This is a genomic window from Kitasatospora sp. NPDC056800, assembly GCF_042789775.1.
Taxonomy (GTDB): Bacteria; Actinomycetota; Actinomycetes; order Streptomycetales; family Streptomycetaceae; genus Kitasatospora.
Window position 1 is genome coordinate 21713 of the sequence record NZ_JBHUAL010000079.1, and the last position, 14834, is coordinate 36546.

Consider the following 14834-nt stretch of genomic DNA (forward strand, 5'->3'; position numbering starts at 1 on the left):
CCGAACCGGAGCATCCATGGACGACATCTACGAGGCGGTGTTGACGCCCCCGCTGTCACCACCGGGAATCACGATCGCCATCCTACGGCCGCTGGTGAACGCTCTGAACACCCTCGACCAACCCGTCGCGAACTCCCTGGAGGACGTGACCGCCGACATGGTCGAGCTGGCCTTCAACTCTCTGTCCCCGAAGAAGAGGCAACGACTGCTGGGCAAACTCGGCATCAAGCTGGCTGCTCCCCGCAGGGCTGGGAAGGCCCTGTGTCACGACATGCTCGCCCGCATGCAGCGGGACGTTCGCCACCGGCGCTGTCTCTGTGCGGTCAGGACGCTCACGTACCGGGTGATGAACGACGTGGCCGCCGCGGCGTACTCCACCGAGGGGGCGGCGGCCGACCCCGTGGCCCGGTGGGGCGACACGCTCACCCGGCTCGCCGTGCTGGTATGGTGCAACGCCTCGGCGGCCGACGCCCGGATCCTGCTCTGGGCCGCCGAACACGGCTGGCTGGGATTCAAGGCGGAGCAGCATCTCCTGGACGCTGTCCTGGAGGCGGCCACCGGTGTCGTAGCGGCGACCCCGGGGTTCGACGTGTACGGCTCATCGGACGCGCCGACCGGCATGACGGTCCCCGCCCCGCGCGAGTTCGCCGATCCGGCCGCGCGCTGCTCCCCTGAGGAGAAGGCCGGGCGGCCGGGCGCCGTCCCGGACGAAGCCTCGCCGAGCGGCACGCCCGACCTGGCGGCCGCGCATCAGGGGCTGGAGGCCGCCATGCGGGCCGCTCGGGAGGCCTCGCGCCGGATCGGAGCGGCTCTGGACGCCGGGTACCCGCCCGTCGAGCGGGACACCCGGTCGGTCACCGTGCTGGCCGGCGCCTTCCGGCAGGTCCGGGACAGCCTGGCTGCGGCGGGGGTACCGAACGTCCCCGACCGGCTGGACGACCTGACCGCGTGCGTGCGGTCGCACCTCGACGAGCGCAGCCGCGACGAGTCCTCCCGCGCGGCCCTGGTGGACCTGCTGGCCGTCACCTGTCCCGAGGGGAGCCCGGCCGCCGGCGGACTGGATGCGGCCCATGCGCTGGCCCGCGCCGCGCTCGCCGCTCCGCGTTGGGACGACGCCGAGCGAACCGATGCCGAAGCACTCGGCACCCTCGTCGAGCTCGTACGGCTCCGCGAACGACCGGGATCCCCGGCCTCGCCGAGCGAGATCATGCACCGCCAGCAGCAGATCGGTGCGGCTCTTCCGACCTGTGCCGTCGCGGCCCTGCTGTACACGGAACTGTCCCTCCCCGGCGCCCCGCCCATCCCCGAGCAGCCGGTCCCTTCCGCAATACCCCCCGCACCCCGCCGGACCGACCGCCCGACCCCGCACATCGTCACCGCACCGCCCCCGCGGACGGAGCCGGAGCCCGACCTCGTGGCCCCGGCGGCCGCACCGGTGCGGGAACAGCGGACCCCGCCCCGCGTCGAACCGGCCGCCGTACCGGTGGTCGCGGACCTCGTCGTCGAGGCCACGAGCGGGCAGCCGGTCACCGCCCCGTCCGTGGAACCCGCCGCGTCCGCCGTCCCGGTGCCCGCCGACGCCAGCGCCGAGGTGATGACCGCGATCTCCCGCCTGGTCACCGAAGGGCGGTTCGGTCTCGCCTTCCACCTGGCCCGGGCCGCGGACCGACCGGGAGCGGAACAGGCCTCCCTGCGCCTCGCCGCCGCCGGCGCCGCACTCAAGCCGGGGGCAGCCGGCGGTTCCCAGGCCTTCGTCAAGGCGCTCCAGCACTGCGAGACCTTCGGTACGAGGGCCTTCGAGAACACCGAGGTGCTCGTGCTGCCCGCGCTGCTCCGCGCCTCGCTGGTGACCGGTGAGTACGCGGCCGGCGCTCAGTTGAAGGCCCTGGCCCCCCGGCTGCCCGACGGCCTCGCCGCGCTGGCCATCGCGGTCGCGGATCCGACTCTCGGCAACGCCCTGGCGTTCACCAAGCCCCTGAGCGCCACGGCGGACGTGTCCGAGTCCGAGAGTCGACTGCGCGAGGTCGTCCAGCAGGGACGCGACCTGTTGAAACCCCCGAGGCTCCGGTTCAACCGGGCCACCACCATCGCCAAGCGCTGGCTCGCGCCGGATGGGATGCTCGGTTCGTTCCTGCACGCGCTGGTCGAGGACTCGCCGGAGGCCGAGTCGAGGGCCCGGGAGGCCGTCGACCGCCTGTCCCGGCTCACCGACATCCAGTCCGAGATCGACCGGATGGACCGCGAGCTACGCGTCACCAGCGCCCGAGCCCTGCAGGGTTCCGGACGTCAGGACCTCGTGCACCTGGTCGAACGGAGCACGGACTGCGCCAAGTCCTGGCTCGACGTCAGTGCGGCCATCAAACAGGGCCGTACGGCCGAGATCGACTGGGCTCGGCAGGAGACGGCGGCCATGCGGCAGGCCTTGCTCGCCGGGCGGCAGCAGACCCTGGACGATCTCGACGGGATCCGGGGACGATCGACCGACGCGCTGACCTCCGCCTCCGCCTGGATCGCACGCGTTTCGCTGGACGCCCTGCTGACCGAGGTCGAGCGGGGCCCGGTCCACCCGCAGGGCGCGCCCGGCCTCGACGCGAACGAGACGATCGACGCGGAACTGCTCAAGATCCCGTTGGTCGCCGGCGAGCACCCGACGGTGGCCGCGCTGCTCGACGCCCAAGACCGGAGCTGGGCGGAGGCGCTGGCACTGCAGGAGGAAGAGGACGCCTTCGGCGCCGCGCACCGCATTCTCGACCTCGCGGAACAGGGCCTGCTGGACAGCGCCCCGGCCGCTTTCCCCTCCGCCCGCCGCACCGACCTGTTCGAGACCGCACAGCGGCGCCGAGAGGAACTGCTCGTCCGACACGGCGAACTGGTCGCGGAGCTCCGACGGGCACAGGCCGATGGCGCCCTCACCGACGATCAGGACGTCAATCTCCAGGAACTCCTCGCGGTGGCGCAGCCCGACGCCGAGGAAGGCGGCAAGCGCGAGCTGATCCTGGTCCGGCGTACCCTGGACCAGGTGGCGGAGCTCCTGCCCCGTTTCCGCAACGAGGCCGCCAAACGGCTGCGCTCGCGGTTGGACGCGCTGCCCGAGGTCAGCAACGAAGACCACGCACAGGTGCTGCGTCATCTGGCGACCGACGGCCTGGCCACCGCCGCCGACCTCGTGTACTTCCTCGAACTCGGCGAACCCGTTCCCGAGATCGTGTCCGGCGAGTCCCATCTCGCCGGCTTCTTCCCGTCCGTCCCGGACGGACTCGGGCGTGGGATCACCGCCGAACTGGTCCAGTCGGTCCGCGACCGCGATCGGCACCCGGCTCTGACCGCACTCGACTACACCCGGTTGTCCGCGGACGAGGCCGAGCGCGCGGCCAGGGCGCTGGAGACGTGGCAACGGTTCGGCGCCACCCTGCCGAAGAACCGGCTGGGTGCCGACCCGCGGGACATGCGCTTCGTACTCAACCTCCTCGGCTACGAGGCCAAGCTCGCGGTGCCGTTGAACAGCCTCCCGCGCAGCGTCGAGTACCGCTTCGTCGACATGCTCGACGTCGCGATCAACGGCCGCGCCTGGGCGCCGGTTTTCGGCTCCAAGATCCAGGAACAGGCCGGCCGGCTCCGCGTCCTGATGATCTGGGGCAGGCCCTCGGCCCAGCTGCTGCTCAGCCGGGTGGCCCAGGAACCCAGCAAGGAGAGCCTGCTGGTCGCCTACTTCGGCACCCTCAACAGCGAGGCTCGGGCCGAACTCGCCGCGGCATCGGTGGACATCGCCCCGCTGATGGTCGTCGACGACTCCGCGCTCGCCTACCTCGCGGCCCAGGGCAACCGGCAGGTCAGTGTGGCGACCGAGACGCTGCTGCCGTTCTCCGGGGTGAACCCGTACATCCGGGAGAAGCGCGGGCGCATCGGCCGGGAGATGTTCTACGGACGCGACGCCGAACGAAAGAAGATCCTGGACCCGGACGGCACCCAGATCATCTTCGGCGGGCGTGGCCTCGGCAAGTCGGCCCTGCTCAACGATGCCGGGGACCGCTTCGCCGAGCAGCAGCCGGACTACCACCAGAAGCTCTACCTCAACCTGGACCACCACAACATCGGCAAGGGCACCGCGCTGGGTGCGGACACGATCTGGGGCGTCCTGGACCGTGAGCTGACGGACCAGAAGGTCCTTGACCAACCCCGCCGCAAGGCCGAGACCGACCCCTACGAGCGGGTCCGTTCCGGCATCAAGAAGTGGCTCAACGCCGAGCCGCGCCGGCGGCTGCTGATCCTGATGGACGAGTGCGACCGCTTCTTCGAGGCGGACGTGCCGCACTGCACCGAGACCCGACGACTGCGCGGGCTGTGCACGGAGACGCCCGGCCGGATGAAGGTCGTCTTCGCCGGCCTGCACTCCGTCCAGCGCTTCACCCGGCTGGCCCGCAACGGGCCGTTCAGCCACCTCGCGCAGACGCCGACCGTCGTCGGCCCGCTCGCACCGCAGTTCGCGGCCGACCTGCTGGTCGACCCGATGCGTGCCCTCGGCTTCGAATTCGTCGACGTCGACCTGGTCAACCGGGTACTGGGCTACTGCTCGTACCAGCCCTTCCTGCTGCAGATGTTCGGCAGCAGGCTGGTCGAGGTGATGCAGCAACGGCGAAGCCGCGGCGACGCCGGCGCACCGCCCTACGCCATCTCCGTGACCGACGTCGAGGCGGTCGAGTCGGACCCCTCGCTGCGGGCCGACATCACCGCGGCGTTCAAGGACACCCTCACGCTCGACGACCGGTACGACGTGATCGCAAACGTGCTCGCCCGCCACGCCCGGGACTACGGCCTCGAGACCCGCTTGAGCGACGCCGAGCTCCGTGACGAGTGCGCGAGCTGGTGGTCCCACGGGTTCGCCGACCTGGACAGCGAGGGCTTCCGCGCCTATCTGCAGGAGATGGTCGGCCTCGGCATCCTCGCGCCGAACCACGACGGCCGCGGCTGGCACCTGCGCGGACCGAACGCCCTCCGCATGATCGGCACCGCCCAGGAAGTGGAGAACCGCCTGCTCACCGCCTCCGACGAGTGTGAGCTGGAGGAGACCATCGTCCTCGAAGGCCGGCCGGAACTGCCCGACAAGCGCACCTCGCCGCTGACCGTCACCCAGGTGGACGACCTTCTGGCGGCCGGCCGCGTCAACCAGACCCGGGTGGTCTTCGGCACGCCCGCCACCGGCGTCGGTGACGTGGAACGGACGCTGCGGTCGGTCACCGACCGGGTCGGGGGCTGGAGCCTCCCGCCGATCGGGCGTCCGGCGGTCTTCAAACAGGCCCTCGCCGACGGCCAGCCCGGTGAACGACGGGTAATCGTCAGCGACCTGGCGAAGAAGCACACCGGCGAGGACACCTGCCGGGAGGCCGTGGCACTCGCCCGTACCGCCATACCGGAACGGGCAGACGTCGCCCGGGCCGTCGTCCTGATCCTCGGACTCCACCAACTGCAACTCTGGCGCGAATTGCTGGCCGATCAGGAAGTGGTCGACTCGGTCGCGGTCTTCCTCCGCCGCCACGACCAGCGCAGCCTGCGGACGTGGGCACAGCACACCGACCTCTTCACCGCGGAACGAGTGACCCGGCTGCTCGAACTCACCGGGGGCTGGCCCCTCCTGCTGGACCGGGCGATCAGCCTGCACAACCGCTTCGGGAACGAGGACGAGGCCCTGAAGCTGCTGCACGACGACCTCCAGCAGAAGGAGTTCATCGCGGAGTTCCTCGACGACGTCGGACTCCCCGCGGATCCGCTGGTCGCCGCCGGCTACTGCGCGATGGCCGAGGAGTTCGGTACCACCTGGGTCGACGAAGCGGACGCCCTCGCCTGGATCGAACTGGCGGGACTGGACGTGTCCGATGCCAAGTGGGTCCTGACCTGCTTGGAGGCGCTTCAGGCCTTCGACCGCGACAGCAGCCGGCTGCGGCTGGAACCGGTGCTGTTCAGCTGCTGGTCGCGCCGCTGATCCGGTGATCCCTTCTGAGCGGGCCGTCCGACGTGGGCGGCCCGTTCGGGTCCGGTGCAGCCGATCCGGGATCATCCGGCGGAGGAGTTGCCCGGGGGTGCGGGTGGTGGGGTAATGGGAAACGGCCGGTGTTCGAGTGTGTGACGAGCAGCCCCGGGAGCTTGGGATGAGCGGTGGGCCGGAACCGATCAGTGCCGAGGGTCTGCGTGCGGTGCGGGAGGAATTGGCGCAGCTGCGGGTGGAGCGGGGGAAGGTGGCCGCGACGCTGCGCGGGGTGGATCCGGTGGGGGACCGGGCGGACGCGGCGGACGAGTTGCAGCGGGCGTCGGAGGTGGCGCGGCTGGACCGGCGGATCGTCGAGCTGGAGGCGCGGCTGCGCGAGGCCGAGGTCGCCGGGGAGCCGTCCGCGCGGGTGGTCGGGGTGGGGTCGACGGTGAACGTGCGGTTCGACGACGGCACGGAGGAGACCGTCGAGATCTCGGAGATCGCGGAGGAGCGGGACCTCACCCTGGTGACCTTCGACAGCCCGCTCGGGAAGGCGCTGCTCGGGCGGCACGCCGGGGAGACGGTGAACTACGACACCCCGGCCGGCGCGGCCAGCGCGGTGGTGCTGTCGGTGGGCGCCGACGCGGGCCCGCAGTCGGGCTGAGGCGGCACGGCACAGCGCGGCACGGTCGAATTCCGGTCGGAATTCCGGGGGAAACGGGCCGGGATATCGGCGGATATCCGCGTGACTGTTGATAGGCGGGGCTTATCGGCTCAGTCGTGTTGCCTCTTTGACGTGCCGCGATGGCCTGCCGGACACTGGACGGGAATCGGGGAACCGCGAATTCCCAGCGAATTCCCGCCCCCGGAAAGCACCCGTAGAGAAACCGAGCAGAGCGCGCGCATGCCCCCGTCCCGCACCGCCCGCTGGCTCCCGGCGGCCGCCGCCGTCGCCGTCGCCGCCTGGGGCGCCAACCAGTTCACCGCGCTGGCCACCGTGTACCGGGCGCGCACCGACTGGTCGGCGCTCTCGCTGGCCGCGATGTTCTCGGTCTACCTGGTCGGCCTGGTGCCCGGGCTGCTGCTGGGCGGGCCCGCCGCCGACCGGTACGGCCGGCGGCGGACGGTGCGCGGCGCGCTGGGACTGTCCGCCGCCGCCAGCGTCGTGCTGGCACTGCCGGACGAGCCGTCCGTGTACGCCGCCCGGCTGGCCACCGGCTTCGCGGCCGGGCTGGTCTTCCTGGCCGGGACGGCCTGGCTGCGCGAGCTCTCCGGGCCCGCCGTCCCGCCCGAGCGGGCGGCCCGCCGGGCGATGTACGCCACCGGTACGGGCTTCGCGGCGGGCGCGCTGGCCTCCGGGGTGCTCGCCGAGTGGCTGCCCGGCCCGACGGTGCTGCCCGCCCTCGCCCACGCGCTGGGCTGCCTGCTGGTGCTGCGGGCCACCCGCGGGCTCCCGGAGACGAAGCCGGAGGCCAGGGCAGGGGTCAGGGCAGGGGTCAGGGCAGGGGCCAGGGCGGACGGCAAGCCGGAGAGCACCCCGGGCCGCGGCACTCCCCCGCACCGCACGGCGGCCGTCCGCCACCCCCGGTTCCGCTACGTCGTGCTGCCCGCCAGCCCGGCCGTGCTCGGCGCCGCCACCGTGGCGTACGTGGTACTGCCGCCGCTGGTCGCCGACCGGGTGCCCGGCTACGCCCCGCTGTTCAGCGGCCTGGTCGCGGCGCTGACCCTGGCCACCGGCGTGGTCGCCCAGCCCTTCGCCGCCCGGCTGGACGACGCGGACAGCGCCCGGGCCACCCTCACCGCGATGGCCACCGTGATCGCCGGGCTGCTGCTCGGCGCCGTCGCCGCCGCCCGCGACTCGGTGGGCCTGGTGGTGGCCGCCGCCGTGGTCCTCGGCATCGGGTACGGGCTGACGCTCGGCGCGGGGCTGCACGAGGTGGAGCGGCTCACCCGGCACGCCCCCGACCCGCACGCCTCCGGCCCGACCTCCGCCTCGCTCTACCAGAGCACCACCTCCAGCGGCTTCCTCACCCCGCTGCTGCTCGCCGGCATCGCCGGCCACGCCTCCTACCCGGCGCTGCTGGCAGCCATGGCGGCCGTCGGCCTGCTCTGCCTGGCGGTCACCGCCGCCCACAGCCGCCGCCACCTGCCGGCCGGGGAGCACCCGGAGCCGCCGACGCGCGAGGATGCATCCGTACAGTCCGTCGCCAGCACACCACCGAGGAGCCGACCGCCATGGGCCGAGTGACCGTACCCCGCAGAGTGCTGCGCCTGCGCCAGGGCGCGCCCTCGTACCGTCCCGACACCCTGGCCGCCGAGGAGCCGATGGAGATCCGGGTCGGCGGGCGCCCGCTGACGGTGACCATGCGCACCCCGGGCAGCGACTTCGACCTGGCGGCCGGCTTCCTGGTCAGCGAGGGCGTGGTGCACGCCGCCGGGCAGGTGGCCGGCATCCGCTACTGCGCCGGCGCGACCGCCGACGGCGGCAACACCTACAACGTGGTGGACGTCCAGCTGGCCCCCGGTGTGCCCGCCCCCGACGCCTCGCTGGAGCGCAACTTCTACACCACCTCCTCCTGCGGCCTGTGCGGCAAGGCCAGCCTGGACGCGGTGCGCACCACCGCGCCGTGGAGCGTCGCCGAGGACGGGCTGCGCGTCACCCCCGCGCTGCTCTCCGCGCTGCCGGACCGGCTGCGCGCCGCCCAGAAGGTCTTCGACAGCACCGGCGGCCTGCACGCGGCCGGGCTGTTCGACGCCGACGGGCGGCTGCTCTGCCTGCGCGAGGACGTGGGCCGGCACAACGCCGTGGACAAGGTGGTCGGCCACGCCCTGCGCGAGGGGCTGCTGCCGGCCCGCGGCACGGTGCTGATGGTCAGCGGCCGGGCCTCCTTCGAGCTGGTGCAGAAGGCCGTGATGGCGGGCGTCCCGCTGCTCGCGGCGGTCTCCGCGCCGTCCTCGCTGGCCGTGGACCTCGCGGAGGAGACCGGGCTGACCCTGGTCGGCTTCCTGCGCGGCGAGTCGATGAACGTCTACACCCGCGCGGACCGGATCGCCGTCGGCCCGGACGTCCGAACCGACGCCGAGGCCGCCGTCCGGGAGGAAGGCCGGTAGATGCTCTTCCGCCAGCTGGAGTACCTCGTCGCGCTCGCCCGCGAGCGCCACTTCGCCCGCGCCGCCCAGGCCTGCCACGTCTCCCAGCCCGCGCTCTCCGAGGCCCTGCGCAAGCTGGAGGACGAGCTGAAGGTGCTGCTGGTGCGGCGCGGGCGCAGCTACGAGGGCCTGACGCCCGAGGGCGAGCGGATCGTGCTGTGGGCGCAGCGCATCCTGGCCGACCGGGACGCCCTGCGGGACGAGGTGGACGCGCTGCGCACCGGCCTGGCCGGACGGCTGCGGATCGGCTCGGTGCCGACCGCCTCGGGCGCCGTCCCGCTGCTCACCGGACCGTTCTGCGCCGCCCACCCGCTGGCCGCCGTGGAGCTGTCCACCGACCTGCGATCCGACGAACTCCTGCGCCAGGTGCGGAACTTCGAGATCGACGCGGGCATCACCTACCTGCCCGGACCGGGCGCCGACGACCTGCGCGCGCTCCCGCTCTACGAGGAGCGGTACGTCCTGCTGACCGGTCCGGCCGACGAGCTGGCCCGGCACCCCCGGGCGACCTGGGAGGAGGCCGCCCGGCTGCCGCTGTGCCTGCTGCACCCGGGCATGCAGGGCCGCCGGGTGCTGGACGAGGTGTTCGCGGGCCTCGGCCTCGAGGCGACACCCCGGGTCGAGACCGACTCGGTGGCCTCGCTCTTCGCCCACGTCCGCACCGGCCACTGGGCGAGCATCGTGCCGTACGCCTGGCTGCACGTGTTCGGCGTGCCGCACGGGATGCGGGCCGTCCCGCTGGCGGAGCCGGTGCACAGCGCGCCGATCGGGCTGGTGACCGCCGCCCGGGAGCCCGGCTCGGTGATGGCCCGCGCGCTGCTGGAGGTCGCCCGGCGCACCGAGGTGGCCGCCGTCCTCGGCAGCCTGCCGGGCAGCGCCTGACCACCGGGCGCACACGCCGGACGCACGGACCCTGGGCACGGAGGCCCGGCACCCGCGGCCGCTCGACGCGCGCGCCCCGACCGCCCGGCATAGCCTCGACCCAGCCCCGGTTGTCCGACCCGTGCGACGGAAGGCGAGTACCGTGACCACCTCCGACGACGCCGCCACCACTCCCCCGCGGAAGCAGCCGCAGGAGCCCCCGCGGGAGCCGCAGGAGGACGTCGGCCCCTCCCCCGCCGGGCCGCCCCACGTCGCGCCGTACCACCACCCGGCCGCCGGCTGGGGCGCCGCCAAGAGCGTCACCCGCTTCCTGGCCCGCGAGGGCGCGTACCTGGACGGGCCGCGGGCGGTGATGCGGATGAACCACGAGAACGGCGGCTTCGACTGCCCCGGCTGCGCCTGGCCCGACGACACCAAGGGCCTGCACCTGGACATCTGCGAGAACGGCATCAAGCACGTCACCTGGGAGATGACCCGCAAGCGGGTCGGCCGGGAGTTCTTCGCCGCCCACTCGGTGACCGAGCTGTCCGGGTGGAGCGACTTCGCGCTGGAGGACCAGGGCCGACTCACCGAGCCGATGGTCTACGACCCGGACACCGACCACTACGTCCCGATCGGCTGGAAGGACGCGTTCGCCCTGGTCGGCCGCACCCTGCGCGGGCTGGACGACCCGAACCGGGCGGCGTTCTACACCTCCGGCCGGCTCGGCAACGAGGCGACCTTCCTCTACCAGCTGCTGGCCCGCGAGCTGGGCACCAACAACCTGCCCGACTGCTCCAACATGTGCCACGAGGCCAGCGGCCGGGCGCTGCAGGCCTCGCTCGGCACCGGGAAGGGGACGGTCGACCTCAAGGACTGGGAGGTCACCGACGCGCTGTTCATCCTGGGCGTCAACGCGGCCTCCAACGCGCCCCGGATGCTCACCTCGCTCGCCGAGGCGTACAAGCGCGGCGCGCAGGTCGTCCACATCAACCCGCTGGTCGAGGCGGCGGCGACCCGGACGATCATCCCGCACAACTTCACCGACATGGCGCTGAACCGGGCCACCCGCACCAGCACCCTGAACCTCCAGCCGCGGATCGGCGGCGACATGGCGCTGCTGCGCGGCATGGCGAAGGCGGTCCTGGAGCAGTCCGCGGCCGACGACCGAGCGCTGGACCGGCTGTTCATCGACCGCCACACCACCGGCTTCGAGGCCTACCGCGACATCTGCCTGGCCACGCCCTGGGAGGAGATCGAGCGCCAGAGCGGGCTGGAGCGGGCCGACATCCTCGGGGCGGCCCGGGTCTACCGGGAGGCCGACCGCTCGATCTTCAGCTGGTGCCTGGGTGTGACCCAGCACGAGCACGGCGTGGACACCGTCCGGGAGATCGTCAACCTCCTGCTGCTGCGCGGCAACCTGGGCCGCGAGGGGGCGGGCCCCTCCCCGGTGCGCGGGCACAGCAACGTCCAGGGCAACCGCACCTGCGGCATCGACCACCGGCCCGCCGCCGGGTTCCTGGACCGGCTCGCCGAGGTGTGCGGGATCGAGCCGCCGCGCGAGCACGGGCTGGACACCGTCGGCACGATCGAGGCGATGCGGCGCGGCGACGTCACGGTGTTCGTCGGCATGGGCGGCAACTTCGCGCTCGCCGCGCCGGACACCCCGTACACCCGGCAGGCCCTGGAGACCTGCGAGCTGACCGTCCAGGTGAGCACCAAGCTGAACCGCAGCCACCTGGTGCACGGGCGGGCCGCGCTGATCCTGCCCTGTCTGGGCCGGACCGAGAAGGACCACCAGCGCGCCGGGGTGCAGTCCACCTCGGTCGAGGACTCGATGAGCATGGTGCACCTGTCGGTCGGCATGAAGCGCCCGGCCTCGCCGCACCTGCTCTCCGAGCCCGCGATCGTCGCCGGGATGGCCCGCGCGGCGCTGCCGGACAGCGCCACCCCGTGGGAGTGGTACATCGAGGACTACGACCGCATCCGCGACACCATGGCCCGGGTCCTGGACGGCTTCGAGGACTTCAACCGCCGGGTGCGGCTGCCGCTGGGCTTCCGGATCAAGCAGCCGGCCCGCGAGCTGGTCTTCGACACCCCCTCCGGCAGGGCCGAGTTCTCCGCCGCCCCGCTGCCCGACGTCGTCCCCGGGGCGGGCACCCTGGCGCTGGGCACGATGCGCTCGCACGACCAGTGGAACACCACCATCTACTCGGACGACGACCGCTACCGGGGCGTGAAGAACCTGCGCACCCTGGTGTTCATGAACCGGGACGACATGCGCGAGCGCGGGCTGGCCGAGTTCGACCGGGTGGACGTCACCAGCACCGCCCGGGACGGCAGCACCCGCTCGGTGCACGGCTACCTGGCCGTCCCGTACGACATCCCGCGCGGCTGCGCGGCCGGGTACATGCCGGAGCTGAACGTGCTGTGCGCGATCGGCGACTACAGCACCCAGAGCGACCAGCCGATCATGAAGCACCTGAAGGTGACGGTCGAGAAGTCCTGAAGCGGAGGACCGGGACGAGCGCCTCGGAGCGACCGGAACGCCCGGAGCACCCGGAGCACCCGGAGCACCCGGAGCACCCGCCAAAGGTAAAGGTTTAACCAAGTGCGCAAGTATCACCTCCGGACGGGACTAAGCTCTGACGAGTTGGGGTGAACCGGCGGTCGCGTTGCGCGGGCCGGTGAACTCCTTGCCGCGTCGATGACACGCACCACGGGGTGCGCCGGCCGGGAGGAGGCGAGAGACATGGATTGCAGTAGTCCGGGCCACAGTTGCCCCTACCCCCGCTTGCCCTCGTACACCTCCGGCATGCGGTAACAACCTTCCCTGCACCACGTCCTGACGATCCGTCAGCCACGACGTCCACGCCACGTCCGCACGCGGCTCCGCCGTGCCCGCACACCTCCGTACGGGCCGCGCAGCCGCGCGCCGATGCGCCGTGTCCGCTTGCAGGGAGCGCTGCCGCCTGCCTCCGAACCGCCCCGCCTGTCCGGGGCCCAGGGAGGAAACCACCATGACCACCCACGCCACTCTCAACTCGACGGTCCCCGAGCCGCGTTCGGCCGTCCTGGACGACGCCCACGTCGGCGACATCAAGGGTGCGCTCGGCACCATCCGGCTCGACGACACCACGCCCCGCCACGGCCTGTCGGCGCGGCTGAAGACCCTGCTCGCGATCATCGGGCCCGGCCTGATCGTGATGGTCGGCGACAACGACGCCGGCGCCTTCTCCACCTACGGGCAAGCCGGGCAGAACTACGGCACCCAGCTGCTGTGGACCCTGCTGATGCTGGTCCCGGTGCTCTACGTCAACCAGGAGATGGTGCTGCGGCTCGGCGCCGTCACCGGGGTCGGGCACGCCCGGCTGATCCTGGAGCGCTTCGGCAAGTTCTGGGGCGCGTTCAGCGTGATCGACCTCTTCCTGCTGAACGCGCTGACCCTGGTCACCGAGTTCATCGGGGTCACGCTCGCGGCCGGGTACCTCGGCCTGCCGAAGGCCGCCTCGGTGGTGCTGGCGGCCGGAATCATCATCGCCTCGGCCTTCACCGGCTCGTTCCGGCGCTTCGAGCGGGTCGCCGTGGCGCTCTGCCTGGGCTCGCTGCTGCTGGTGCCGATCTACTTCATGGTGCACCCGAAGACCTCGCAGATGGCGCACGACTTCGTCGTCCCGAGCATGCCGGGCGGGTCCGGTCAGCTCGCGGCCGTGATGCTGGTGATCGTCTCCATCGTCGGCACCACCGTGGCGCCCTGGCAGCTGTTCTTCCAGCAGTCGTACGTCATCGACAAGCGGATCACCCCGCGCTTCATGAAGTACGAGAAGGCCGACCTCTGGATCGGCATCGTGATCGTCATCGTCGGCGCCGCCGCCATGATGGGCCTCACCGCCGCCGCCTTCGCGGGCACCGACGGCTTCGGCCAGTTCTCCGACGCGGCCGCCGTCGCCCGGGGCATCGAGGACAAGGCCGGGCACCTGGCCGGCGTGCTGTTCGCGATAGCCCTGCTGGACGCCTCGATCATCGGCGCCTTCGCGGTGTCGCTGTCCACCGCGTACGCGATCGGCGACGTCTTCGGCATCAAGCACTCGCTGCACCGCGGGGTGAAGGGCGCCAAGGGCTTCTACGGGATCTACGCGGGCCTGGTGGTCGCGGCGGCGGCGATCACGCTGCTCTCCACCGACTACACCCAGGGCCTGATGACCCAGTTCGTCCAGGTGCTGGCCGGGGTGCTGCTGCCCTCCGCGACCGTCTTCCTGCTGCTGCTCTGCAACGACCGCGCCGTACTGGGGCCCTGGACGAACGGGCCGAGGACCAACGCCTTCACCTCGGCGGTGGTCGGCGTCCTGGTGATGCTCTCGCTGATCCTCACCGCCGCCGTGGTCTGGCCGGACATCAGCTCCGACGCGATCCTGTGGATCATGGCCGGCTGCGGCGTCGCCGGTGTGCTCGTCGCCGGGTACTTCTTCACCTTCGGGCGCCGCGGCACCAAGGAGGACCCGGTCGACCGCACCGGCCGGGAGAACTGGCGGATGCCCCCGCTGGAGACCCTCGACAAGCCGGTGCTGTCCACCGCCCGCAAGGTCGGCATGGGCGCCCTGCGCGCCTACCTGCTGATCGCGATGGCGATGGTCGTCGTCAAGATCGTCCAGACCGCGCTGAACCACTGAGCCGACCGGCTCCGCGCACGCCCTGCCCGTTGTCCCGTCACGGAGGTGACCTGCCATGACCATCGTCGCCGTCTTCCGGCCCACCCGTCCGTCCACCGACCGGGGCCGACTGCGCTCCACCCTCGCCGCCGTCGGCCGACGCCTGGCGGCGAGCCCCCTCGACAACAGCGTCCTCCGGGCCGCCCCGGCTC

The 14834-nt window shown here is 72.5% G+C and carries 7 protein-coding genes; all 7 read left to right on the top strand.

Annotation, left to right across the window (positions count from 1 at the left end; genetic code table 11):
- Positions 1-16: 16 nt before the first annotated feature.
- The 7 genes from ACFRQN_RS19135 (at position 17) to ACFRQN_RS19165 (ending at position 14643) form a co-directional block, all read left to right on the top strand.
- A complete protein-coding gene (locus ACFRQN_RS19135) occupies positions 17-5977 on the top strand; it encodes a hypothetical protein (RefSeq protein WP_380741278.1) in 5961 nt (1986 codons plus the stop codon).
- A gap of 166 nt (positions 5978-6143) precedes the next feature.
- Complete coding sequence (locus ACFRQN_RS19140) at positions 6144-6626, top strand: GreA/GreB family elongation factor (protein ID WP_380741279.1); 483 nt, start codon at positions 6144-6146, stop codon at positions 6624-6626.
- A 240-nt stretch (positions 6627-6866) separates the two neighbouring features.
- Entirely contained in the window at positions 6867-8210 is a 1344-nt protein-coding gene (locus ACFRQN_RS19145) for an MFS transporter (protein ID WP_380741280.1), read from the top strand.
- Positions 8198-9073, top strand: a complete 876-nt coding sequence (gene fdhD / locus ACFRQN_RS19150) for a formate dehydrogenase accessory sulfurtransferase FdhD (RefSeq protein ID WP_380741281.1) — start codon at positions 8198-8200, stop codon at positions 9071-9073. Before ACFRQN_RS19145 ends, fdhD begins: the two co-directional genes overlap by 13 nt.
- Positions 9074-9994 (top strand): LysR family transcriptional regulator, encoded by a 921-nt coding sequence (locus ACFRQN_RS19155; protein WP_380741282.1) that lies wholly within the window; start codon positions 9074-9076, stop codon positions 9992-9994. It begins immediately after the preceding gene.
- Between the two features lie 142 nt (positions 9995-10136).
- Positions 10137-12482, top strand: a complete 2346-nt coding sequence (locus ACFRQN_RS19160) for an FdhF/YdeP family oxidoreductase (protein WP_380741283.1) — start codon at positions 10137-10139, stop codon at positions 12480-12482.
- Between the two features lie 511 nt (positions 12483-12993).
- Positions 12994-14643 (top strand): NRAMP family divalent metal transporter, encoded by a 1650-nt coding sequence (locus ACFRQN_RS19165; protein ID WP_117490557.1) that lies wholly within the window; start codon positions 12994-12996, stop codon positions 14641-14643.
- Positions 14644-14834: the final 191 nt, after the last annotated feature.

What these genes read in the sequence shown, in the direction of transcription:
- ACFRQN_RS19135 (WP_380741278.1), top strand. Translation starts at nt 17, where the DNA reads ATGGACGACATCTACGAGGCGGTGTTGACGCCCCCGCTGTCACCACCG.
- ACFRQN_RS19165 (WP_117490557.1), top strand. Translation starts at nt 12,994, where the DNA reads ATGACCACCCACGCCACTCTCAACTCGACGGTCCCCGAGCCGCGTTCG.
- fdhD (WP_380741281.1), top strand. Translation starts at nt 8,198, where the DNA reads ATGGGCCGAGTGACCGTACCCCGCAGAGTGCTGCGCCTGCGCCAGGGC.
- ACFRQN_RS19140 (WP_380741279.1), top strand. Translation starts at nt 6,144, where the DNA reads ATGAGCGGTGGGCCGGAACCGATCAGTGCCGAGGGTCTGCGTGCGGTG.
- ACFRQN_RS19155 (WP_380741282.1), top strand. Translation starts at nt 9,074, where the DNA reads ATGCTCTTCCGCCAGCTGGAGTACCTCGTCGCGCTCGCCCGCGAGCGC.
- ACFRQN_RS19145 (WP_380741280.1), top strand. Translation starts at nt 6,867, where the DNA reads ATGCCCCCGTCCCGCACCGCCCGCTGGCTCCCGGCGGCCGCCGCCGTC.